Origin of the sequence: Stenotrophomonas sp. YIM B06876, assembly GCF_030711595.1 — a bacterium.
Classification (GTDB): Bacteria; Pseudomonadota; Gammaproteobacteria; order Xanthomonadales; family Xanthomonadaceae; genus Stenotrophomonas.
Map to the genome: position 1 here is coordinate 42,170 of NZ_JAUJUJ010000005.1, position 23,261 is coordinate 65,430.

Annotated in this window: 18 protein-coding genes and 1 pseudogene; 7 read left to right on the top strand and 12 right to left on the bottom strand. The window is 67.5% G+C overall.

The annotated features are described in order from the left end of the window. Positions 1-27 precede the first annotated feature (27 nt). Positions 28-1,383, top strand: coding sequence for an AcvB/VirJ family lysyl-phosphatidylglycerol hydrolase (locus QZH66_RS04050; protein WP_305804675.1), 1,356 nt, complete (start codon positions 28-30; stop codon positions 1,381-1,383). 15 nt (positions 1,384-1,398) lie between these two features. Here the strand turns inward: QZH66_RS04050 and mprF are convergent, their stop codons facing one another. Further along, entirely contained in the window at positions 1,399-3,960 is a 2,562-nt protein-coding gene (gene mprF / locus QZH66_RS04055; RefSeq protein WP_305804676.1) for a bifunctional lysylphosphatidylglycerol flippase/synthetase MprF, read from the bottom strand. Positions 3,961-4,231: 271 nt separating this feature from the next. Here mprF and QZH66_RS04060 point away from each other — a divergent pair, with 271 nt between their 5' ends. Then, the gene (locus QZH66_RS04060) at positions 4,232-4,579 is read left to right on the top strand and encodes a RidA family protein (RefSeq protein WP_305804677.1); all 348 of its coding nucleotides are present in this window, start codon (positions 4,232-4,234) and stop codon (positions 4,577-4,579) included. A 94-nt stretch (positions 4,580-4,673) separates the two neighbouring features. Here QZH66_RS04060 and rnfB read toward each other — a convergent pair whose 3' ends face one another. The 7 genes from rnfB to QZH66_RS04095 form a co-directional block, all read right to left on the bottom strand. Further along, positions 4,674-5,090, bottom strand: coding sequence for an Rnf electron transport complex subunit RnfB (gene rnfB / locus QZH66_RS04065; RefSeq protein WP_305804678.1), 417 nt, complete (start codon positions 5,088-5,090; stop codon positions 4,674-4,676). Between the two features lie 26 nt (positions 5,091-5,116). After that, positions 5,117-5,707, bottom strand: a complete 591-nt coding sequence (locus QZH66_RS04070; RefSeq protein ID WP_305804679.1) for an HAD family hydrolase — start codon at positions 5,705-5,707, stop codon at positions 5,117-5,119. A gap of 104 nt (positions 5,708-5,811) precedes the next feature. Next, complete coding sequence (gene metG / locus QZH66_RS04075; RefSeq protein ID WP_305804680.1) at positions 5,812-7,905, bottom strand: methionine--tRNA ligase; 2,094 nt, start codon at positions 7,903-7,905, stop codon at positions 5,812-5,814. Between the two features lie 96 nt (positions 7,906-8,001). After that, on the bottom strand, positions 8,002-8,445 hold the full coding sequence (locus QZH66_RS04080) for a DUF2147 domain-containing protein (protein WP_305804681.1): 444 nt from the start codon (positions 8,443-8,445) through the stop codon (positions 8,002-8,004). Positions 8,446-8,783: 338 nt separating this feature from the next. Further along, positions 8,784-9,794, bottom strand: coding sequence for a serine hydrolase domain-containing protein (locus QZH66_RS04085; RefSeq protein ID WP_305804739.1), 1,011 nt, complete (start codon positions 9,792-9,794; stop codon positions 8,784-8,786). Between the two features lie 80 nt (positions 9,795-9,874). Continuing rightward, positions 9,875-11,758 (bottom strand): DUF885 family protein, encoded by a 1,884-nt coding sequence (locus tag QZH66_RS04090; RefSeq protein WP_305804682.1) that lies wholly within the window; start codon positions 11,756-11,758, stop codon positions 9,875-9,877. Positions 11,759-12,089: 331 nt separating this feature from the next. Beyond that, a complete protein-coding gene (locus tag QZH66_RS04095) occupies positions 12,090-12,767 on the bottom strand; it encodes a DUF502 domain-containing protein (RefSeq protein WP_305804683.1) in 678 nt (225 codons plus the stop codon). Positions 12,768-12,845: 78 nt separating this feature from the next. On the opposite strand from QZH66_RS04095, the gene QZH66_RS04100 reads away from it, so the two are divergent. After that, complete coding sequence (locus tag QZH66_RS04100) at positions 12,846-14,153, top strand: hypothetical protein (protein ID WP_305804684.1); 1,308 nt, start codon at positions 12,846-12,848, stop codon at positions 14,151-14,153. Here QZH66_RS04100 and QZH66_RS04105 read toward each other — a convergent pair whose 3' ends face one another. The 3 genes from QZH66_RS04105 to trxA form a co-directional block, all read right to left on the bottom strand. After that, positions 14,154-14,615 (bottom strand): DUF4442 domain-containing protein, encoded by a 462-nt coding sequence (locus QZH66_RS04105; protein ID WP_305804685.1) that lies wholly within the window; start codon positions 14,613-14,615, stop codon positions 14,154-14,156. Positions 14,616-14,681: 66 nt separating this feature from the next. Then, complete coding sequence (locus QZH66_RS04110) at positions 14,682-15,254, bottom strand: GGDEF domain-containing protein (RefSeq protein ID WP_305804686.1); 573 nt, start codon at positions 15,252-15,254, stop codon at positions 14,682-14,684. Positions 15,255-15,548: 294 nt separating this feature from the next. After that, positions 15,549-16,412 carry a thioredoxin gene (gene trxA / locus QZH66_RS04115; protein WP_345783823.1) on the bottom strand — a complete coding sequence of 288 codons (864 nt, stop codon included), beginning with the start codon at positions 16,410-16,412 and terminating at the stop codon, positions 15,549-15,551. 297 nt (positions 16,413-16,709) lie between these two features. On the opposite strand from trxA, the gene QZH66_RS04120 reads away from it, so the two are divergent. Further along, positions 16,710-17,315 carry a DUF998 domain-containing protein gene (locus tag QZH66_RS04120; RefSeq protein WP_305804688.1) on the top strand — a complete coding sequence of 202 codons (606 nt, stop codon included), beginning with the start codon at positions 16,710-16,712 and terminating at the stop codon, positions 17,313-17,315. A gap of 24 nt (positions 17,316-17,339) precedes the next feature. Here the strand turns inward: QZH66_RS04120 and QZH66_RS04125 are convergent, their stop codons facing one another. After that, positions 17,340-18,632, bottom strand: a complete 1,293-nt coding sequence (locus QZH66_RS04125; RefSeq protein ID WP_305804689.1) for an amidohydrolase family protein — start codon at positions 18,630-18,632, stop codon at positions 17,340-17,342. Positions 18,633-18,849: 217 nt separating this feature from the next. On the opposite strand from QZH66_RS04125, the gene leuS reads away from it, so the two are divergent. The 3 genes and pseudogenes from leuS to holA all read left to right on the top strand — a co-directional run bounded on the left by leuS (position 18,850) and on the right by holA (position 23,252). Then, positions 18,850-21,492, top strand: coding sequence for a leucine--tRNA ligase (gene leuS / locus QZH66_RS04130; protein ID WP_305804740.1), 2,643 nt, complete (start codon positions 18,850-18,852; stop codon positions 21,490-21,492). A gap of 89 nt (positions 21,493-21,581) precedes the next feature. After that, positions 21,582-22,094 (top strand): annotated as a pseudogene (lptE, locus tag QZH66_RS04135) (LPS assembly lipoprotein LptE); the annotation flags it as partial. Positions 22,095-22,208: 114 nt separating this feature from the next. Further along, a complete protein-coding gene (gene holA / locus QZH66_RS04140; RefSeq protein WP_305804690.1) occupies positions 22,209-23,252 on the top strand; it encodes a DNA polymerase III subunit delta in 1,044 nt (347 codons plus the stop codon). Positions 23,253-23,261: the final 9 nt, after the last annotated feature.

Sequence of the window (23,261 nt, forward strand, 5' to 3'; positions counted from 1 at the left end):
GCCGGAGACCGGGATGGGAGCGGGATGATGCGGCAGCGGCATGGCGTTTGTCTGATGCTGGGTGCGGTGATGGTGCTGTGGTCGATGGCGGCGCTGGCGGCACCGGAGACGGTCAGCCACGGCCGCTTTGAAAACATTGCGGTGGTGAAGCCGGGCACGGCGCCGGCACGGGTGGTGATCTGGTTCCGCGGCGGCCGCAACGATGCCGCACATGCGGCCCGGATCGAGGCGCTGCGGGCCGATGGCGCGATGGTGCTGGACGTGGATACCGCGCATCTGAAGAAGGTGGTGCGGCGTGAGGGGGACGGCTCGTGCGCGTTTTCCGATGGGGACGTGGAAAATTTCTCGCGTTACGTGCAGGCCTATTTCCACATGCCCACCTACCGCCTGCCGATCCTGGGCGGTGATGGCGCCGGTGCGGCGCTGGCGTATGCGGTGGCCGCGCAGGCCTCGTCCGGGATATTCGCCGGGCTGCTGACGGACGGGTTCTGCGCGCACGAGCCGCGGCAGCAGATGATCTGCGGCGACGGGGTGGCGCATGGTCGCCTGCAGCCGGCCCCGCTGCACTTTCCGTGGCTGGCCGCCGCCGATCGAGCGCATGGCGCCTGTGCGGTGGCAGGCACTGCCAGGTTCCTGCAACAGGTGCCACAGGCGCGGATATTCCAGCGCACGCGCAACGCCGATGCATTGCCGGGGCTGGTGGCGGCGGCGCGGGTACTGGGCGCGCAGGCGGGGGTGAGCCTGCCGCCGGCACCGGTGGACCTGAGCGGCATTCCGGTGGTGGAGATGCCGGCGATCGGCCGCGGCGATGGGCGCACGTTCGCCATCTTTGTTTCCGGGGACGGCGGCTGGGCCGGACTCGATCAGGAGGTCGCCACCGCGCTGGCCGCGGCCGGTATCCCGGTGGTCGGGCTGGATTCGCTGCGCTACTTCTGGACCGAGCGTACGCCGCAGGGGTTTGCCGTCGACCTGGAGCGGATCGCCCGCCACTACAGCCAGCAATGGCAGCGTGACCGCTTCGTGTTGATCGGCTTTTCGCAGGGCGCCGATGTGTTGCCGGCGGCGATCAACCAGCTCTCGCCGAACGGCCATCGGCAACTGGCGCTGTCGGTGCTGCTCTCGGCCGGCACCCTGGCCGACTATGAATTCCATGTCGCCAACTGGCTGGGCGGCGATGCCCACGGTTTGCCGATTGCCCCACAGGTGCAGCGCATGGGCGCGGCCACCACGCTGTGCGTGTATGGCGCGGAGGACGACGATGCGTTGTGTCCGCGGCTGCCGGCAGGTGCGGCGCAGATCGTGAAGCTGCCCGGCGACCATCACTTCGAAGGCGACTACGCGGCCTTGGCCAGGACCATCCTGCAGCATCTGCCCAAGCCGTGAGGCGGCGCCGCGGCGTCATTGACTGCGGCGTGGCTCCATCGAGATCAGGCGGGTGGCATCAAGCAACGCTGCCGGCAGATGCATGCCGCCAGGGGCGGCCAGGTAGCGGGTGCGCCAGACCGGTTGGAATTTCGACTTGAACCGGCGCAGACCACTGAAGCCGTAGAAGCGTTCGCCGTGGCGCGCGACCAGGTTGGCGAAGCGGTTCCAGCGCCCGGCCAGGCGGTGTTGCGACATCCCCGACAGCGGCGCCATCCCCAGTGAAAACCGCTCGAAGCCGTGCGCACTGCCCCACAGGAACAGCTCGATGAAAAGGAAATCCATGGTGCCCTTGGGCGCGTCGGGCACATGGCGCATCAGGTCCACCGACAGTTCGTGCCCGGCCGGTGCCTGCCACAGGTTGGCGAAGGCCACGATCTGGTTGCCGGCCATCACCAGGGCCACCGGAAAGCGGCGCAGATAGGCTGGATCGAAACTGCCCAGCGAAAACCCTTTTTCATCGCCGGCCTTGTCTTCCAGCCATTGCTGCGAGATGGCCTGCAGGGTGGGCAGCAGCGCGTCCACCTCCTCCACCGGGGCCACGCGGAAGCCGAGACCGGCGCGCTTGCCGCGGTTCCAGGCCTGGCGCAATTCGGCGCGTTCGCGGCCGTCCAGGGTGAAGCCATGCAACGGAACCATCGCTTCCTCGCCGAGCTTGACCAGGGTCAGGCCCTGGTCCAGATAGGTCTGCCAGTAGGTCTCGCCGACCTGGTAGAACACCGGGCGCAAGCCCAGCCGGTCGGCTTCCTCGCGGAAGCGCCAGATCAGCTCGCGCGCGGTATCGGGCGGGCCGACGGGATCGCCCATGGCGATCAGCGAGCCGCCGTAGCGTTGCATCATCACGAAACCCTGCCGGGCCTCGTCGCGCAGCACCGCCTTGTCGCCGGTCAGCACCAGGCAGGCCTGGGTGTCCTGCGCGCCGGCCAGAACCCCGGCCAGCTCCTCCAGCGTGGCCGGCCCGGCGCCGGGCAACGGCGTGCGGGTGCTGTGCAGCAGCCGCGCCAGGCCGAAGACCGCCACCACCATGCTGACCACCAGCAGCGCCCGCAATGCCCGCGGCGCATTGCCGGAGAGGGCGAACTGCCACCACAGCTCATGTTGATATTCGACGTGGCTGTAGACGAAAAACAGCAGCCACACCGTCGCCACCAGCACCAGCCCGAGATTGCGCAGCCACGGCCATGACCAGGCTTCGTCGAGCAGCGCGCCCTGGCGATAGAACTCCCGGCGCGAGGCCCACAGGGCCCCGGCGGTGATCAGCGCGGCCACGACGATGGTGACATGGCCGCCCCGCAGCCATACCGGGACGGGCACGCCGGCACACATCACCAGGGCCAGCATCCACGCGGCATGGCTGCGCCGCTGCAGGCCCTGGCCGATCAGCAGCAGCACCACGCCGCCGAGGCTGCCGAGCAGGTGCGAGGTTTCCAGCACCGGCAACGAGGCGTTGCGCACCACATGCCGGGGCGTTGGCAGGGTGCCGTCGATCACCAGTGCCGCGCCCACTGCGAACACCGCCAGGGCGATGATCTGCGGCAGCCACGGGCGCACCGTGTGCCAGGCCAGGCGCATGCTGGCCGCACCGCCGGTGTGCAGCGGGGTGCGCAGTCCGGTGGCCAACGCCATCAACGTGGACAGGACCAGCGGCACCACGTAGTAGGTCACCCGGTAGATCATCGCGGCCGCGAGCAGCGCGGCAGGCGCGACATCGGGCAGCAGCTTCAGCAGGCTCCATTCGAACACGCCCAGGCCGGCCGGTACGCTGGAAACCAGTCCGGCGACCACCGCGACCAGATACAGGCCGATGAAGCCGACGTAGCCGGTGCTGGTGTCGTCGGGCAGCAGCACATAGAACGCCGCGGAGGCCAGCGCCAGTTCCAGCACACTGAGCGCGGTGACCGCGGTAATCGTGCGGCGGTCCGGAAGCCACAGCGCATGGGTACGCCAACGCAGCGTGCGGCCGCTGTTGCCGGCCAGCGGCAGCAGCAATACAAAACCCAGCAGTGCGACGATTCCGAGCAGCCGTACCGCCTGTGCGGAGACCGGCAAGGCCAGCGCCGCGGCGCCGGGTTCGAGCACAAAGGCCAGCCCCAGCAGCACCCACGCCCCAAACACGAAGCCCAGGGTGCTCATCAACACCACCTGGCCGATATCCGCCAACCCCAGCCCGGCGCCGCCATAGCCGCGCAGCCGCACCGCGCCGCCGGTCAGTGCCGCAAACCCCAGGGTCTGGCCGACGGCATGGGCGAGAAACGCGGTGATCGCCACGCGCTCCGTGGACACCTGGACCGGGCTCCGGCGCAGGCCGATGGCGTCAAAGCCGATCAGGCAGGCGTAGCTGCTCAGGCCCAAGACCAGGGTCAGGGCGATCTGGCCGGTGCCCAGTGCGGAAAACGCCCGGCGAATCGCGCGGTAGCCGTGTTCGTTGAACTCGTTGGCCAGGGCATGCAGCGCCAGCGCCAGGATGGCCAGGCTGAACGCCACCGCCAGCGCTCGACGCCACGCGGTGGAACGGGGGGCAGGCAACGGGGAGTTCATTGGCAAAGTGTGCACTGCCGCGCGACAGAGGCAAGTCAATGCAAGCCGCCTCTTCAACCGAACCGCGGCGATTGCGCCAGAGTCCCGGCGGACCGGGCACGATGATGCAACGGCGCAACGATGCAGCAAGTGTCCTTCGCGGCACCGGCCGAAGGCGAGGGGCGCGGCTGGATCGCCAATGCACGCGGCGTGTGGAGCCTGTGAGTCCCAGCCGCAGCGCCTGGGCCGCAATCGGGTGACAATGCCGGTGACCCCACAAGGAGCAGCGTCCATGATTGAGCGTTTCGATACCGGCCCGCGCATGTCGGAATTGACCATCCACCAGAAGGTGGCCTACCTCGCCGGACAGGTGGCGGAAGACACCAGCCTGGATATCGTCGGCCAGACCACCCAGGTGCTGGCGGCCATCGACGACCTGCTGCTGTTGGCCGTCACCGACAAGACCAACATTCTGCGGGCCGAGATCTTCCTGGCCGATATGGCCGACTTCGCCGGCATGAACGAAGCCTGGGACCAGTGGGTGCCGGCCGGTGCCACCCCGGCGCGGGCCACGGTGCAGGCCAGGCTGGCCAATCCGGAATGGAAAGTGGAGATCGTGATCACCGCCGCGGTGCCGTAAGCGCACACCCGATGCGATGTACCGGCGAAGGGGGCCGGGATGTTTCAAGGCCCGGCTTGTGACCCGATTGCCGGCGCCCCCCCCGGCGTCGGATCTACACCGGCTCCAGCACGATGCAATCCACCGGGCAGGGCGGGATGCACAGTTCGCAGCCGGTGCACAGGTCGGCAATGACGGTGTGCATGTATTTGGCACCGCCGATGATCGCATCCACCGGACAGGCCTGGATGCACTTGGTGCAGCCGATGCAGTCCTGTTCGATGATCACCGCCACCTGTGGCGGTTTGTGCGCGCCGCGGCTGCGGTCGAAGGGCTGCGCCGGCACGCCGAGGATATGCGCCAGCGCGCGCGCGCCGGCATCACCGCCCGGCGGGCAGTGGTCCACCCCGGCCTCGCCGCGCGCCATCGCCTCGGCATAGGGGCGGCAACCATCGAAGCCGCACTGCCCGCACTGGGTCTGCGGCAATACCCGGTCCAGGCGTTCGATCAGGGTGGAAGCGGTGTCATGCATGCGGGGCGTGGGGCTGCGTGATGGGGTCAGGAAACAAGTTTGCCGCGGTACCAGCGCTCGTGCGCCAGCGCCAGCATCGGTCTGTCTTCGACGCTGTCGCCGTAGGCATGGATGCGCAGGTACCGCGACAGGTCGTAGCGGCGGCGGATCCGCGCGACCTTGTGCGGGCCGCAGTCGCCATCGGCATAGCGCCCGGTCAGGCGTCCCGCGTCGGCTTCCAGGCGGTTGCAGATCAGCTCCAGCCCCTGCTGGTCACACCAGCGCTGCAGGTACAGATCGATGGAGGCGGACACCACGGCGACGGTATGGCCCTGCGCCTTGTGCCAGCGGATCTGTTCCAGCATCTCCGGGCGCATCATCCCGGGCAGGTGTTCGCGGGCGTAATCCTGCGCCATCTGCGCCACTTCGCCGGCATGGCGGCCGCTGAACACCTGCGCGGTGACGCGGCGGCGGATGCACCCGGCGGAGATCAGCTTCAACCGATAGGCCAGCATCCACGGGCCGATCCGCCACCACGCCTGCGCGCGCTGCTCGGGCGTGGCCACCCGCCGCAGGAAGCGGCTGTAGGTGTCGCAGACGGTGATGGTGTGGTCGAAGTCGAACAGGGCCAGTTCCATGTCGGGAAATTCCGGAAGCGGTGCCGTTGCATCGATGGGGGACAGGCGGTGGCGCGGGCGATCCGGGCAGCCGCCCTGCCCGCCGCCGGGCAGGGCGGGGTGGCTCAGCGCACCGGCATCCCCGGCTGTGCGGCGCTGTCGGCGTCCAGCAGCGCCAGCGCGCCACCGTCGAAACCGGCCGACAGGATCATGCCCTCGCTCAGGCCGAAGCGCATCTTGCGCGGCGCCAGGTTGGCGATGAACACCACGTTGCGGCCGACCAGCGCCTCCGGCTCGGCGTAGCTGGCGCGGATGCCGGAGAAGATCTGGCGCTGACCGAGGTCGCCGGCATCCAGCAGGAAGCGCAGCAGCTTGTCCGAGCCTTCGACAAAGCCGCACTCGAGCACCTTGCCGATGCGCAGGTCGAGTTTGGCGAAGTCGTCGATGCCGATGTACGCCGGGGCCGCATCGCTGCCGGCGGTCGCTTCGACCTTGGGCGCGGGCGCGGCGGCCTTGGCCGGCTTGGCCTCGACCACCGGGGCGGAGGCGGGCTGCAGGGTGTCTTTGGAAGCGTCGGTCATGGCGTCGATGTGTTTGGGGTCAATCCGGGTGAAAAGCGCGGTGTATGGCTGGATGGTGTGGGCCGTCAGCGGCGCGGCGATCTGGTCCCAGCCGGTGACCGGCGCGGAGAGGAAGGCTTCGGCTTCGGCCGAGGTGCGCGGCAGTACCGGCTTGAGCGCGGTGACCAGTACCCGGAACAGGTTCAGCCCCTGAGTGCAGACCGCCTGCAGCTGTGCCTCGGCACCTGAGCGGCCGTTATCCAGCTCCTTGGCGATCACCCACGGCTTGTGGTCGTCGATGTACTTGTTGGCCTCATCGGCCAACGCCATGGTCTGGCGGATCGCCGCGGCCGGGTCGTTGCGTTCGTAGGCCTCGCGGATCGGCGCCAGTGCGGCGACGAAGCGGTCGTACTGGGCGGCGTCGGGCAGCGCGTCGGCGAGCCGGCCATCGAAACGCTTGGAGATGAAACCGGCGCAGCGGCTGGCCAGGTTGACGAATTTGCCGACCAGATCGCTGTTCACGCGGGCGATGAAGTCACTCAGGTTCAGATCCAGATCATCGACGCCGCCGGACGACTTGGCCGCGTAGTAGTAGCGCAGTGCCTCCGGCTCCAGACCGGCGTCGAGGAAGGTGCGGGCCATGACGAAGGTGCCGCGCGACTTGCTCATCTTGGCGCCATCCACGGTCAGATAGCCGTTGACGTGCAGCCGGGTCGGTGCGCGGTGGCCGGTGCCGTGCAGCACCGCCGGCCAGAACAGGCCGTGGAAGTTGACGATGTCCTTGCCGATGAAATGGTGCAGTTCGGTCTGGCTGCCGGCCAGCAGGTGCGAGGAAAAATCCTCGCCGCTGTGCTCGCACCACGTCTGGAAGCTGGACAGGTAGCCGATCGGCGCGTCCAGCCACACGTAGAAATACTTGCCCGGCGCGCCCGGAATCTGGAAGCCGAAATACGGCGCATCGCGGGAAATATCCCAGGCGCGCAGGCCGCCGTCGGCCTCCAGCCATTCGGCCAGCTTGGCCTTGACTCCCGGCAGGGCCACATCGCCGGCCAGCCACTCGCGCAGGAAACCTTCGAAACGACCCACTTCGAAGAAGTAATGCTCCGAATCGCGGATTTCCGGGGTGGCGCCGGACACCACCGACTTCGGCTCGATCAGGTCGGTCGGGCCGTAGGTGGCGCCGCAGACTTCGCAGTTGTCGCCGTACTGGTCGGCCGACTTGCACTTCGGGCAGGTGCCCTTGATGTAGCGGTCGGGCAGGAACATGCCCTTGGCCGGGTCGTAGAACTGCGCCACCGAGCGGCGGCTGATGTGGCCGGCCGCTTCCAGCTTCAGGTAGAACGCTTCGGTCATCGCGCGGTTGGCGGCCGAGTTGGTCGAATCGTAGTGGTCGAAAGCCACGCCGAAGGCGGCGAAGTCGCGTTCATGGCTGGCCTGGATATGGGCGATGAAGGCTTCCGGGGTGACCCCGGCCTTTTCCGCGGCCAGCATGATCGGGGTGCCGTGGGTGTCATCCGCGCAGACGAACCAGGTCCGCTCGCCGTTCAGCCGCCGCGCGCGCACCCAGATATCGGCCTGGATGTAACCGACCAGGTGGCCCAGGTGCAGCGGACCGTTGGCATAGGGCAGGGCGGTGGTGACTAGAGCGGTACGGGTCATGGCCGGCAGCGATGCGAGGGGGCGGGGATTATCGCATGACCGAAACAGGCGACCCGGCCGGAGCCGGGTCGCGGGTAGTACCGGGCCGCGGCGGACTTACTCGCGCACCCAGGTCTGCGCACGGCAGATGAAGGCGATGCAGCCGGAGACATCCAGCTTCTTGCCGGCGTCCTTCAGCTCGGCCTTGGACTTGTAGGTCTTGCCCTTGGCCGGATCGAGAATGGTGCCGCCGCTCCAATGACCGGAACCGTCGGACTTGAGGTTCCACAGGATGGTCATGCCCTTGACCGGCTTGTTCTTGTTGGCGCCTTCGCACTTGTCGCAGACCGGGTTGGGGCCGCGGTCCGAATGCAGGATCTCGACCACCTTGCCGGTCAGGGTGCCATTGGCGGCCTCGGTGATTTCGACAATCGATTTCGGCTTGCCGGTGGCATCGTCGATCGTTTTCCAACGACCAACCGCGCCATCATTGGCATTGGCGGCGAAGCCGGCTGCCAGCAGCGGCAGGGCCAACAACAGGGTTTTGAACGTCTTGCGCATGTATCCCCTCCCAGGGTCCGTCTCACAACCGGCGGCGCCGGCATGGGGCCGAATGTAACCGCATTCTGCCCCGTACGGAAACCGTGCCGAAGCCCACCCCGTGCCACTGCGGATTCTGCGGCCATTGCCCCTTGATCCGCTTGCGGTTGCCGGCCGGTACGCCCCGGCCGATCAGCGGGTGGCAAGGCCCGAAGCCGGCCCCGTCCGGGTTCGGCGCGGGCTTCAACATCCCGCGCGTCTTGGCGATCCTGTCGCCGGGGGCGATGCCTGCATGGAGGTCCTGCCCGTGGGCCTGGCCGCCGGGAGTTGCCGGGGCGTGGCGGACGCAGCTTGCCGCTTCAGCGGGCCGGATCCAGCCAGCGGCGGGCGATGCCGACGGCCAGCGGATACGGTTCGGGCTCGTTGCGGTTGCTCAGCACGATCACCGTCAGGCGCTGTTTCGGGTAGCGCACGATCACATTGCGGAAGCCGATGCTTTCCCCGCTGTGCCACAGCGCACCGCCATTGATGCGCCAGCCGAAGCCGTAATACGGCACATCCGGTTCATGGGTTTTCGTCGCCGGGCTGAAGGCCAGCTGCAGCGAGCGGTGGCGCAACAGCCGTTCGTCGTACAGCGCGGCGTCCCACCTGGCCAGATCATCGATGGACGAATAGATGCCGCCATCGCCGAGTACCGCGCTGGTGGGACTCTGGTCGGTACGCTGCCAGCGGCCCTCCATCCGGCTGTAGCCGTAGGCGCGGTCGGGGATGTCGTCCACGCCATCCTGATGTGCCCAGGTGTTGGCCATGCCCAGCGGCAGGAAGATGCGCTGGCGCAGGAAGCTGGCGAAGTCGCTGCCGGAGGCCTTGCCCACCACCAGCGCCAGCAGCGCATAGCCGCTGTTGCTGTAGCGGTAGTCGCTGCCGGGTGCGAAGTAGCGGCGGTCTTGTTTTTCCAGCAGCCCCAGCACATCGCTGTCGTGGACCTGGCGGGTGTCGGCCGGGTCCATCAGGCCTTCGTAGTCGAGCAGGCCGCTGGTATGGCTGAGCAGGTGCCGTAGCGTCATCGCATCGGCCGCCGCGGGCAGGCTGGGCAACCACTTTTTCAGCGGATCGTCGATGCCCAGCTTGCCGTCTTCGGCCAGCAGCAGCACCGCGGCGGCGGTGAACTGTTTGCTCACCGAGGCCAGCCGGTAGTTGCTGGACGGCGAAGCCGGGGTGCCGTCTTCCATCACCGCCAGCCCATAGCTGCGGCGGAACACCGGCTGCCCGTCCTTGAGCACCAGCACCGAGGCGCCCGGCACCTGGCCGTCATAACCTTGCATCAGCGCATCGATGCCGCGATCGGCCGGCGCTGGCGGGCGGGCCATGGCCGCGGCGGAGAACGCGAGCAGGCACGGCGCGGCAAGTTGGAACATCCACTGCGGCATCACGGCTCCTTGCTCAGGGATCAGGTCTTCTTGCTGGCGATCCAGCGGTCGATCTTGGCTTCCAGGATATCCAGCGGCATCGAGCCGTCCTTCAGCACTTCGCTGTGGAATTCGCGCAGGTCGAAACGCGCGCCCAGCGCCGTGGCGGCTTTTTCGCGCAGCTGCAGGATCTTGATCTCGCCGACACGGTAGGCCAGCGTCTGCCCGGGAAGCGCCATGAACCGCTCCACGTCCGCAGCGGCTTCGGCGGCGCTGAGATCGGCATTCTTGACCATGTAGTCGATGGACTGCTGGCGGCTCCAGCCTTGCGCATGCAGGCCGGTGTCCACCACCAGGCGCACGGTGCGCAGCAGCGTGTTGTGCAGATAGCCAAGCTCGTCATACGGGTCCTGGTAGATGCCCATTTCCTGGCCGAGGAATTCAGCGTACAGGCCCCAGCCTTCGACGAAGGCGGTATCGCCACCCAGGCGGCGGAACCGCGGCAGGCTGCTCAGTTCCTGTTGCAGGCCCAGCTGCAGGTGGTGGCCCGGGATGCCCTCGTGCAGGTACTGCATGGGCACCGCCCAGCGTTTGCGCGAGGGCAGGTCGTGCGTGTTGAGGTACAGGATGCCCGGGCGTTTGCCGTCGGCCGACGGTGGCTGGTAACTGGCGCTGCTGGCACTCAGCGCGCGCTCGGGTTCCACTTCGCGGATCTCCAGCCCGGTCTTGGGCAGCGTGGAAAACAGCGTGGGCACCCGGGCATCGACCTGCGTCCGCACCTGCTGGTAGCGGGCGAGCAGGCTGGCGCTGTCCTTGAACACGAACTGGCGGTCGTTGCGCATGGTGCGGAAGGTTTTCTGCAGGGTGCCGCGGATGCGGGCCTGCTTCATCACCGCGCCGATCCGCTCCTGCAGGTCCGCCACTTCCTGGACGCCGAGCTGATGGATTTCAGCCGGGGTACGCGAGGACGTGGTGCTGCTGGCCACATTCTGTGCGTACCAGGCCAGGCCGTTGGGCAGGGCGCCCAGACCTTCGCTGGTGCGGGTGGCCGGCAGGTATTCGGTGGCGATGAAGCCGCGCAGGGCGCGGTAGGCCGGCAGGATCCGGTGCTCGATCATGCGTTTGTATTCGGCGCTCAGACGCTGCTTTTCTTCGTCGGGAAAATTGTCCGGAAGATTGCGGATCGGCCCCCAGAACAGGCTTTCCTCGGCCGTTGGCGTGATCACCGCATCGAGCTGCGGCAGCACTTTTTCCATCAGCGCGCGCGGCTGCACCACGCCGGCGGCCATGCCCTGGCGCATGTTGGCGATGGCCTGCTCGAACAGCGGCGGAATGCCGGCTGCGCGGCGCGACCAGTTTTCATAATCCTTGACGGTGTGGAACGGCTGCGCACCTGCGCCGGAGCCCAGCAGGGCGACGATGCTGGCCAGGTTGTAGTACTGGTTGATCGGCAGCATCCAGCTGGGGAACTGTTCGGCGGCCAGGGCGGAACGGGCGTCACGCACGAAAATCTCATAGCTGAGCAGGTCCTGGCCCTGCAGGCCATCCGCGCCCACCGCTTCCACCTTGCCCAGCCACTCCACGGTGAAGTCGTGGGCCTGTTGGCGCGAGGCGGCGGCCAGGAAATTGGGCAGCTGGTCGTTGTAGCGGCTCTCCCCCTGGAACGTGGCCTGCAGCGGATTGAGCCGCATCGAGGCATCCCAGTATTCGTCGTAGATCCGGTTAAGCCGGCTGGCCTTGCTCTGCCTGGCCGGGGCGGGTGCTGCCGCCCGCGGCTGGGGCCTGGGTTTGGGCTTTGCCGTTCGGGTCTGGGTGGCTGCCGGGCGCTTGGCTTTTTTGGTGGCGGCGGTAACGGGCATTGCCGCGGCAAAGGTCAGGATCGACGCCAGGGCAATCGCGATCACACGGGACAGACTGGAAGACATCGGTGGTTCCGGAAACACACAAGCTCCGGAGCTTGCCCCATATCGCTGCCTGCGACCAGAAACAAATGCGGCCGCTTGCGCGGCATACAGGTGGCGTTGGCACGCTGCGGCCGACGCCGCCCAGCCAGCGTCGCTTCGGTGAAGCCGGATCCTGCCGGCGGTGCCGGGTCCCGCCGGCATCCCTGACGAGGCGCATGTCTATTCCCCGGCAACCGCAGATTGCCGGCGTGAGCGCCGGGCAAACCGGCAAACCGGGGATCGGACGATCACGCCCGCCGGCATCCGCGGTCCGCTTCCGGCACCGGGATTGCGGCCGTCGCGGGGTCGGGGCTCAGAGATCGCCGGCGCGGGTGAAGGGAATGCTGTCCGGGGCGACCGCGCCGCCGGAGATGATGAAACTCATCGCCTGTTCCACGGTCCAGTCGGTCGGGGTGAGCAGCTCCACCGGCACGATTTCCAGATAGCCCGAGGTCGGGTTCGGCGTGGTCGGCACGTACACCGCCGCCAGTTCGCGGCCGCTGCCCTGTTCCTTGATGACGCGGGTGACCAGACCGATCGATTTCATGTCGCGGTGCGGGAAGTCGATCAGCACCACGCGCTGGGTGTTGCCGGGCTTGGTCTGCAGGATATCCAGCAGCTTCCTGGCGCTGTCGTAGATGACGCTGGCCAGCGGAATACGGCGGATCACCGCGCCGAACCAGCGCAGCAGCTGCTGACCGACCACGCGCCGGCTGAGCACGCCCACGGCCAGGATCACCAGCAAGGTGGCCAGCAGGGCGATGACATCCTGCATCCACTCGACCTTGATCCAGTCCAGATAGCCGGGGAACGAGGCGGCGATCTGTTCCGACAGCGGCACCACCAGCGGGCTGCTGATGCCGGACAACAGTACGAACACGAATTTGACAACCACCCAGGTCAACCAGATCGGCAGCAGCGTGAGCAGGCCGGTCAGAAACAGTCGTTGCAGGGAGGGGCGATGGGGGAGGGACACGGCTTCGGGCGACATGCATGGATTGTAACGGCCTGCGGCTGCGGGATAGGCTCGACTCCCCGACGGATACGGGGGCATGGGGAGAATGCTGTGTTGAAGGGAATGCGCTGGCTGGTGCAGGGGCTGTCGACGGTGGTGCTGCTGGTGGTCGCGGTGTGGGCGGTGTCACGGCTGTGGCCGCAGAACCGTGCGCAACGCGAAGCGGTGGCCCTGCTGGAGCAGGCAGCGCCGCAGCCGGGGAGCAACGCGTTTGCCCGGCTGTGGTTGCTGGGCTACGACGGCATCGCCGATGACCGGCTCGATGCGCTGCTGTCCGAGGATGTGGCCCTTCATCGGCAGGCCCTGGCCGCCCTTCCCGCGGATGCTTACCCGGGCGTGCCCGCGTTCGAAAGCGTGGCCGCCCGCCGCTACGAACCGGTGGCAGGGATGGAGAATTTCTGCAGCTGGCGAGAGCCCGGGTGCCTGCGCAAGGTCCGCCTGGATGAAACGCGGGTGGCGGCGGCGCTGGAAGGGCAACAGGCGCTGCTGCAGCGAATCGCACGGCTGGCGCAGGACGGCCACTATCGCAATCCGTTCGCGCCGGATGTGGCGATGCTGATGCCGCCATTCCAGTTGTTGACGCGGGCGCTGCCGGCGCATGCGCTGGCGCACGTGCAGGGACGCAGTGCTGAGGCGCTGCAGGGGCTGTGCACCGATACGTTGACCGCGCGCCTGCTGATGTCGCACAGCGACAGCCTGGTGGCGGCGATGATCGGCGCGGCGATGGTCGAGGGCAACGCCGCGCTGCTGGGTGACGTGCTGGCCGAGCTGCCACGGCAGTATCCGCTTCCCGATGTCTGTCACCGGGCCTTCGTGCCGGCAATGGCGAGCGAACTGGCGATATGCCAGCCGATGCGCGGCGAGTTCGCGCTTTCCAGTGCGGCGATCGGCCATTTCAGCAGCTGGCCACAGGGGTTGCTGCTGGATCGGGAGAAAACCCGTGGCCGGATCGCCCGGCAGATGGCGTGGCCGTGCGGCAAGGACGCGTTGGCGGCGCTGGCGGACGATAGGCCGGTGCGTGCGCCAGCAGTCTCCACTTCGCGGTGGCAACTGGAGTGCGCGGCCAATCCGGTCGGCTGCATCTTGTCCGCCATCGCCGGCCCGGCCTACGCCGATTACCCGCTGCGGCTGCAGGATGCCGGCGCGCACCTGCGGCTGGTGGCCGCCCTGCTGTGGTTGCGGGAACAGCCCGGCGATGGCCCGCTGGAAACATTGCTGGCCCGGTTGCCGGCCGGGCTGGCGGACGGACCGCGCAAAATCCGGGTTTCGGAGGACGGCCGCAGTCTGCAGCTGGACCGGTATGGGCTGAAGCAGGGAGCGGTGCTGTCGGTGCCGCTGCCGGAGGGGCTGGCGCGACCCTGATCAGGGCCTGTTGCGGGCTTCGGGCTTGCGGCGGATGTAGACCTGCTTGCGTACCCGGGCGACCACCTCGCCCTGGGCGTCGAAGATCTCGTTTTCGAACCAGCGCAGGTATTTGTCGCCGCTGGCAGTGGCATGGCGGATCTCATCGAGCACCGGCCCGTCCAGGCGGAATTCGGTCCACACGGTGCCGCGTCCGGGTTTGATGAAATCGATGCTGCCGCTCTTGTCCCACACGTAATAGTCGCGCCCCAGGTTGCGCAGCACCGCAAGCATCCAGAACGGGTCGGTCATCGCGAACAGGCTGCCGCCGAAATGGGTATGCACGTAATTGCGGTTCCACGGGCGCATGCGCAACTCCACGCGCACATGGCGGTAGTCCGCGGCGATGTCGGTGACCTGGATGCCGCTGAACAGGAAGGGCGGCCACAGGTTGATGCCGAGACGGAAGGTGCTGGCTTTCATCGGAATAGCGCCACGGAAGGAACAGTGGCCGAGTTTAACATTCGCAGCCGTATGGTGGCCTTCCGTTCAATCGGCGCTGACCGGGTCGGCGAAGTAGCCATCGCGGCCGGCGATCTTGGCCTTGTGCAGCGCGGCTTTGGCGCGTCCGCTGAACTGCTGCGCGGTGCTCCGTGCATCCGGAATACCGGTGTGCAGGCCGACACTGATCGAGAAGGGGATGGGCACGTCTGTGCTGCCGGCTACTGCCAGCCTCCGCACCTGTCCAATCAGGGTTTCCACCAGGTGGATGGCCCCTTCACGGGGGGTGTCGGGTAACACCAGCGCGAACCCGTCGCCACCCAGGCGCGCGGCCAGATCACCCGGACGGCGCACCTGTTCACCCAGCAGCGCGGCGATTTGCCGCAACCGGCGATCGCCGGCGGGTGGACCAGACGCGGTGTCGCGCGGATTCAACGGATCCAGCTCGATATGCACCAGGCTCAGCGGCTTGTGCAGCTCGCAGCAGTGGTCAAACTGCCGCCGCAGCGCCAGCTCGAACTGGCGCCGGTTGCCGAGCCCGGTCAACCTGTCGCGATGGCGCCAGCCATGGGCCCTGATGCCGGTCCACGCACCGTGCAGCAGGCGCTGATACCACGACATGCCAGGCCGGCTCATGGCCTCACACGCCGCATCCGGCCACATCCGACCACCGCAGAGGCGGTGGCGGCAGGGCCAGGCGGCCACACCAGACGGGGAGCGCATGGCGCAGTAGCGGCGGAGGATTGTTCAAGCATCACTGGACTGCGGGCCTGGTCCCTGCGCTGAAACGGTCAGGTGCCTCTGGTCTCCAATTCCCGCTGGAAGGGACCCGGGCAGAGCGCACCGCCATCGGCACCGATGGCGATGCCAGTTTCGGCCATCATCCCCTCCATTGCCATGGATACGGGGTTTGCCTCAGAACAGCAGCGAGGACATCCGGCGCCGGTAGCGGCCCACGAGGTCTTCATCCTCGATCACGCGGAAGGCGTCGATCAGCGCTTTTTTCGGCAGTCCGTCCTCGAAGCCGCGATCGCGGCGCAGCATCTCGATGAACTGCTCCAGGGCCTGTTCGTCCTCGCCGGCCAGCAGATGGCGCACCCCCAGCAGGTGGCGGGCCTGCAGGTCGCCGGCGTCGGCCGCAAGCCGCGCGGCCAGCGCGTCCGCCGGCGGTGCGGCGTCCAGTACCCTGGCGAAATCCAGCCGCGCGCGGGCGCGCACGGCGCGGTCGTCGGTGGACAGGTTGGCGGGCAGGGCGTCGAGCAGGGTGCCGGCTTCATCGACCACGCCGGTCTTCAGCAGCGCCATTGCCAGGTCAAGTTTCAGTTCTTCCTTGTCGGGGGCCGCGGCGATGGCGTCACGCAGCGCGGCCACTTCGGCCTGCGGGTCCAGCGGCAGTGGCACCGCGTCGGGCGCCGCTGCCGTTGGGGCGGGCAGTGGCTCGATGCCGTGCTGGGTCAGGAATTCACGCAGCTGGCCTTCCGGAATCACTCCGGGAAAGCCATCGGCGATCTGTCCGCCCTTCACCAGGAACACGGTCGGCACCGAGCGGATCTGGAACGCGGCGGCGACCTGCTGTTCCTGGTCCACGTCGACTTTGGCCAGCTCGAAGGCACCGTTGTACTCGGCCGCCAGCTTTTCCAAGAGCGGTCCCAGGGTCTTGCATGGCCCGCACCAGGGCGCCCAGAAGTCGACCAGTACCGGGGTCTGCATCGACTTCTGCAGGACCTCGGTTTCGAAGGTTTCAGTGGTGGCGTCGAAAACGTGGGGTTTGTCGGTCATGGCAGCGTTCGGTGGAGACAGTGGTGCCTCTATGGTGGCTGAGAGCGCGGGGTACAAGGCCATCGAAGCAATAGTTGACATGGATAGGGCGGGAGGTAAGGTCTTTCATCTTGTCTGCGGCGGGGTACGGCACGGATACGCGTCCGCAGGCGCGGCCGGCGCTGGTGCGGCCTGCGGGGTGACCCGGCAGACGCTCATCGCGCTGCAAATGGAGAAGCAGGTGCCCTCGCTGGAGCTGGCGTTCGCTATCGCCACGACATGCAACGCAGGGGTGGAAGAGGTGGTGCGGTGGCGGGAATGAAAAACATGAAAGTGCATGCCGGGCTGCTGGCGGCGTTGTTTGGCGTCGCTGCGGTGTTGGGCTTCGGTGCAGCCTTGCCCGGCTACTCGCAGATGGTGCATCCGGTGTCGCTGCTGGGCGCCACCGGCGTTCCGCATGCGTTGGCCTTCAGCCTGCTGGGTTTTGTGATTCCGGGACTATTGGCGGCGGTGGTGGCCGTGGCGCTGTTGCAGCGGCTGCCGGCGACCGCGTCGTGGACGCTGCGCGTGGGGGGACAGATGATGGTGCTGGCGGCCATGGCGTTTGCCGCGATGGGGCTGTTGCCGCTGGATGGCAGCGATATCGAAAGCCGGGCCAGCCAGTTCCACGCCAGCGCCTGGATGCTGTGGGTGGTGGCCTTCGTACCCGGCGCGCTGATGCTGGCGGTGGGGGGCTGGAAGCAGCCACCGTGGCGTTCGGTGGCGGTGCTCAGCCTGGCCGCCGCGCTGGCGGTGGCGGTGGCCGCGTTCGTGCTGGACGTGCTGATGCCGGTGGCGCTTGCGCAGCGGCTGGCGTTCGCCAGCTGGCTGCTGTGGTTGGCGCTGGTGGCGCGCACCGGCCCGGGGACGCGCACCCGTCATTGAATGGCGCCGACGATTGCCGGCGGCTTACTGCGCCTGCTTGTAGATCACCCCGTCCTTCATCACGAACCGCACGTCCATCACCGCCGTGATGTCCTGTAGCGGATCGGCTGCCAGCGCGATCAGATCGGCGCGCTTGCCCGGTTCCAGCACCCCCTGGTCGTCCACGCCCAGGACGTCGGCCGCATGCACGGTGGCGGCCTGCAGCGCCTTGGCGGCGGGAATGCCGGCTTCGACCATGTAGATGAACTCGCGGGCGTTGTCGCCGTGCGGGCCTACGCCCTGGTCGGTGCCAAAGGCGATCTTGACCCCGTTGCGATACGCCTTGGCGGCGGTGTCCTGGATCTGGGCGCCGATGCGCGCGGCCTTGGGGCGGACGACAGCGGGGTAGTAGCCGTCGATCCTGGCTTTTTCGCTGACAAAGCGGCCGGCATACAGCGTCGGCACATACCAGGTGCCGTGCTGCTTCATCAGCCGCATCACCTCCTCGTCCATGTAGGTGCCGTGTTCGATGCTGGTGACGCCACCCAGCACCGCGCGCTTCATGCCTTCGCTGCCATGGGCATGGGCGGCGACGCGGAAACCGTAATCCCTGGCGGTATCGACGATGGCCTTGATCTCGTCCACCACGAACTGCGGCGCATCCGCGGATTTGGCATAGCTGAGCACGCCCCCGGTGGCGGTGATCTTGATCACGTCGCTGCCCTCCTTGTAGCGCTGGCGCACGGCCTGGCGCGCCTCGTCGGCGGAGTTGATCACCCCGTCGGTGGGGCCGGGCGGACCGATCAGGTGGGAGAGGTGCTCGTTGTAGCCGTTGGTCGGATCGGCATGGCCGCCGGTGGTGGCGATCGATTTGCCGGCGGCGAAGATGCGCGGCCCCTTCACCAGGTTCTGGTTGATGGCATCGCGCAGATGCGGGGCGATTTCACCACCCAGATCGCGGACGCTGGTGAAGCCGGCCATCAGGGTTTTTTCGGCAAAGCCGACCGAGCGGTAGGCGTAATCCACCGGGTCCAGGCGGAAGCCTTCGGAATAGCTGGCCGGGCTGGACTCGCTGCCCAGATGCACGTGCAGATCGGTCCAGCCGGGCAGGCAGACCTTGTCGCGCAGGTCGACCTCGCGCCAGCCCGCCACTGCGGCATTGCCGCCGCTGACGGTCTGCTGGATCCGGCCATCGACCACCAGCAACGTATGCGGCCCGCGCATCTGCCCGCTGCGGGCATCGAACAGCTTGCCGCAGTGGATCGCCAGCGGTGGTTCGGCGGCCATGGCCGTCCCGGTTGCCAGGGCGGCCACGCCGGCCAGGAGCATTCTGCGCATCGGTCATTCCCCAGGTGTCGAGCGCCGAGCATAAGCGCCGGCGCGGCGGTACGGCCACGGGATTGGCGCGGTTGTCCGGCAAGTGGCAATCGGGCGGTCGGGAAAAGTCCATGAATATCAACCGGATCGGGAATTTCGCCGACGCCGGACAGGGACGGTTTGGAGCGGCATGATGCACTGCGGTACCCTTTCCCGCTTTGCCGTCGCCAGCGTTGACATGTCCAGCGTCGAACCGAACTTCTACGATCCCAAGCAGATCGAATCCGCCGCCCAGCAGTATTGGGACACCACTCGTGCGTTCGAGGTCGACGAGACCTCGGAAAAGCCCAAGTTCTACTGCCTGTCGATGCTGCCGTATCCATCCGGCGCATTGCATATGGGCCATGTGCGCAACTACACGATCGGCGACGTCATCAGCCGCTACAAGCGCATGACCGGCCACAACGTGTTGCAGCCGATGGGCTGGGATGCGTTCGGCCTGCCGGCCGAGAACGCGGCGATCAAGAACAAGACCGCGCCGGCGAAGTGGACCTACGCCAACATCGACCACATGCGCACCCAGCTCAAGTCGCTGGGCTATGCGATCGACTGGTCGCGCGAGTTCGCCACCTGCACCCCCGAGTACTACGTGCACGAGCAGCGCATGTTCACCCGGCTGATGCGCAAGGGCCTGGCCTACCGCCGCAACTCGGTGGTGAACTGGGACCCGGTGGACAACACCGTGCTGGCCAACGAGCAGGTGATCGACGGCCGCGGCTGGCGCTCGGGCGCGCTGGTGGAAAAGCGCGAGATCCCGCAGTGGTTCCTGCGCATCACCGACTACGCCCAGGAGCTGCTGGACGGCCTGGATGAACTGCCGGGCTGGCCGGATTCGGTCAAGACCATGCAGCGCAACTGGATCGGCCGCTCGGAGGGGCTGGAAATCCAGTTCGACGTGCGCGACGTGGACGGCGGCGCGCTGGACCCGCTGCGCGTGTTCACCACCCGCCCGGACACGGTGATGGGCGTGAGCTTCGTCTCCATCGCCGGTGAACACCCGCTGGCGATGCATGCGGCGAAGAACAACCCGGCGTTGGCGGCGATGCTGGCCGAGCTCAAGCAGGGCGGCGTTTCCGAGGTCGAACTGGAAACCCAGGAAAAGCGCGGCATGGATACCGGCCTGAAGGCCGTCCATCCGGTCAGCGGTGAACAGGTGCCGATCTGGGTCGCCAACTTCGTACTGATGGGCTATGGCACGGGCGCGGTGATGGCGGTGCCGGGCCACGACCAGCGTGATTTCGAATTTGCCAGCAAGTACAACCTGCCCAAGAAGCAAGTGATCGCGCTGAAGTCGCCGAAGAACGACGACGAACGAACCTACGATGCGAGCCGTTGGCAGGACTGGTACGGCGACAAGGCGCGCGCGACCGAACTGGTCAACTCCGCCGAATTCGACGGGCTGGATTTCCAGGGCGCGTTCGAGGCGCTGGCCGAGCGTTTCGAGCGCAAGGGCCAGGGCCAGCGCCGGGTCAACTACCGCCTGCGCGACTGGGGCGTCAGCCGCCAGCGTTACTGGGGCTGCCCGATCCCGGTGATCTACTGCGACAAGTGCGGCGCGGTACCGGTGCCGGAAGACCAGCTGCCGGTGGTGTTGCCGGAAAATGTGACCCTGCTGGGCACCGGTTCGCCGATCAAGGCCGATCCGGAGTGGCGCAAGACCACCTGCCCGGACTGCGGTGGCGCGGCCGAACGCGAAACCGATACCTTCGACACCTTCATGGAGTCGAGCTGGTATTACGCCCGCTACACCTCCCCGGGTGCGCGTGATGCGGTGGACAAGCGTGGCAACTACTGGCTGCCGGTGGACCAGTACATCGGCGGCATCGAGCACGCGATCCTGCACCTGATGTATTTCCGTTTCTTCCACAAGTTGCTGCGCGACGCGCGCATGGTGGACAGCGACGAGCCGGCGCAGAACCTGCTGTGCCAGGGCATGGTGATCGCCGACACCTACTACCGGCAGAACGCGGACGGTTCCAAGGACTGGATCAATCCGGCCGATGTCGATGTGCAGCGCGACGAGCGCGGCCGCATCACCGGCGCCACCCTGATCGCCGACGGCCAGCCAGTGGTGGTGGGGGGCTCGGAAAAGATGTCCAAGTCCAAGAACAACGGGGTCGATCCACAGGCGATGGTAGGCAAGTACGGCGCCGACACGGTGCGCCTGTTCTCGATGTTCGCCGCGCCGCCGGAGCAGTCGCTGGAGTGGAACGAAGCCGGCGTCGATGGCATGGCGCGCTTTCTGCGCCGGTTGTGGACGCTGGTACACAAGCACATCGCCGACGGTGCCGCCCCGGCCCTGGACGTGGCCACGCTCGATGCCGGGCAGAAGGCGTTGCGCCGCAAGACCCACGAGACGATCGGCAAGGTCGGTGACGACTATGGCCGGCGCCATGCCTTCAATACCGCCATTGCCGCGGTGATGGAGCTGCTGAACTCGTTGTCCAAGTTCAACGACGACAGCGCGCAGGGCCGCGCCGTGCGCCAGGAGGCGCTGCAGGCCACGGTGCTGATGCTCAATCCGATCACGCCGCATGCCTGTCACGCGATGTGGCAGCTGCTGGGGAATGCCGAGACGTTGCTGGAAGACCAGCCGTTCCCGCAGGTCGATCCGGCGGCACTGGTGAAAGATGCACTGACGCTCGCGGTGCAGGTCAATGGCAAGCTGCGCGGCACCATCGAGGTGGCCGCGGACACCGCGCGCGACCAGATCGAAGCCATTGCGCTGGCCGAGCCGAACGCGGCCAAGTTCCTGGAAGGCATGACCGTGCGCAAGGTCATCATCGTGCCGGGCAAGATCGTCAACATCGTGGCCGGCTGATCCGGACGGATCTCAAGCCCTGTTCACGCGGCATCAGGCAGGCTTCCCTGCCTGTTGCCGCTCCCGGCCGGCTCCGCCAGACTGTGTCCATGATCCGATCCCTGTTCGCCCTCGTTCTTGCCACCAGCCTTGTCGGCTGCGGCTTCCATCTGCGCAGCAAGTTGACCCTGCCTGACGACACCCCGGCGGTAAAGGTGGAATCGTCGGTGCGCTACAGCGAACTGGTGAAGCTGCTGGAGCGGGGCGTGCGCGCCTCCGGGACGTCGGTGGTGGCTGCCGATGCCGGCACGGCGGGAGAGAAATTTGCCCGCCTGCAGGTCCGCTCCGAACGCTGGGGTGACCTGCCGATCGCAATCGATGCGCAGGGGCGCGCGCAGGAGTTCAGCCTGCGCTATGCGGTGGTGTTCGTGTTCTATCGCCACGATGGCAGCGTGCTGGTGCCGGAGCAGGTGATCGAGCTGTCGCGCGATTACGTCTCGCCGCCGGTGGATGCCACCGGTACCACCACCGAGCGCGAGATCCTGGCCGATGAGCTGCGCCGGGAAATGGCGGCGTCGATTCTTCGCCGGGTCGACAGCGTGGTGCGCGCGGAGCTGCAGCAGGAAAAGAAGTCACCGCTGGATGTGGCGCCGCCCAAGCAGGAAAAGCCGGATGGCAGCGTTGATTGAGTTCCGCCGCGGTTTTCCTGCCCGCTCGGCGCGGTAACCGGGCCGGTCATGGAACTTCGCCCTGAACAGCTGGCCGCGCAGGCGCTCTCGCAGCCGCTGGCACCGGCCTATCTGATAGCCGGGCCGGAAACGCTGCGGGTGCTCGAGGCAGCCGATGCGGTCCGCGCCCGCGCGCGCGCCGATGGGATCGGCGAGCGCGAAATATTCGATGCCGATGGCCGCGATTTCGACTGGGATCGGCTCGATTCCAGCTTCAATGCTCCCAGCCTGTTCAGTGCCAGGCGTCTGGTGGAGCTGCGCCTGCCCAGCGGCAAACCGGGCAAGGACGGCGCCGAGGTCATTTCCCGGTTCTGCGCGCAGCCCGCGCCGGATGTGGTGCTGCTGATCACCGCCAACGAGTGGAGCAAGTCGCATCAGGGCAAGTGGGCCGAGGCGGTTGGCCGTGTCGGGGTGATCTCGGTGGCATGGGCGATCAAACCGCATGAACTGTCTGACTGGATCGAGCGGCGTCTGCGCGGCAAGGGCCTGCGCGCCGATCCGGCGGCGGTCCAGCGCCTGGCCGAACGGGTGGAGGGCAACCTGCTGGCGGCCGCGCAGGAAATCGACAAGCTGGCGTTGCTGGCCGATGGCCAGCCGCTGGACCTGGAAAAAATGGAGTCGCTGGTGGCCGATGCCGCCCGCTACGACGTGTTCCGGTTGTCGGAAGCGGCGTTTTCCGGACAGGCGGCGGGCGTGATCCGCATGCTTGCCGGCCTGCGCGCCGAAGGGGAGGCGGTGGCGGCGCTGACCCCGATCCTGATCCGCGAACTGCTGATCACCGCCGGTCTGGCGCGGGTGCAGGCCGGTGGCGGCAATCTCGGCGCGGAAATGAAGAGCAAGGGCATCTGGGAATCACGCCAGGCGCCGTTCAAGCGCGCGCTGCAGCGTCACCCCGATCCGCGTCGCTGGGAGCGGTTCGTCGCCGAGGCCTCGCTGGTCGACCGCATGGCCAAGGGGCGCGCCGAGGGCGATCCGTGGCTGGCGCTGGAACGTCTGTTGCTGGCGTTGGCGGAAGCGCGCGCGCTGCGCCTGTTGGCGCGCAGTGCACGTTGAGCGGCCGCG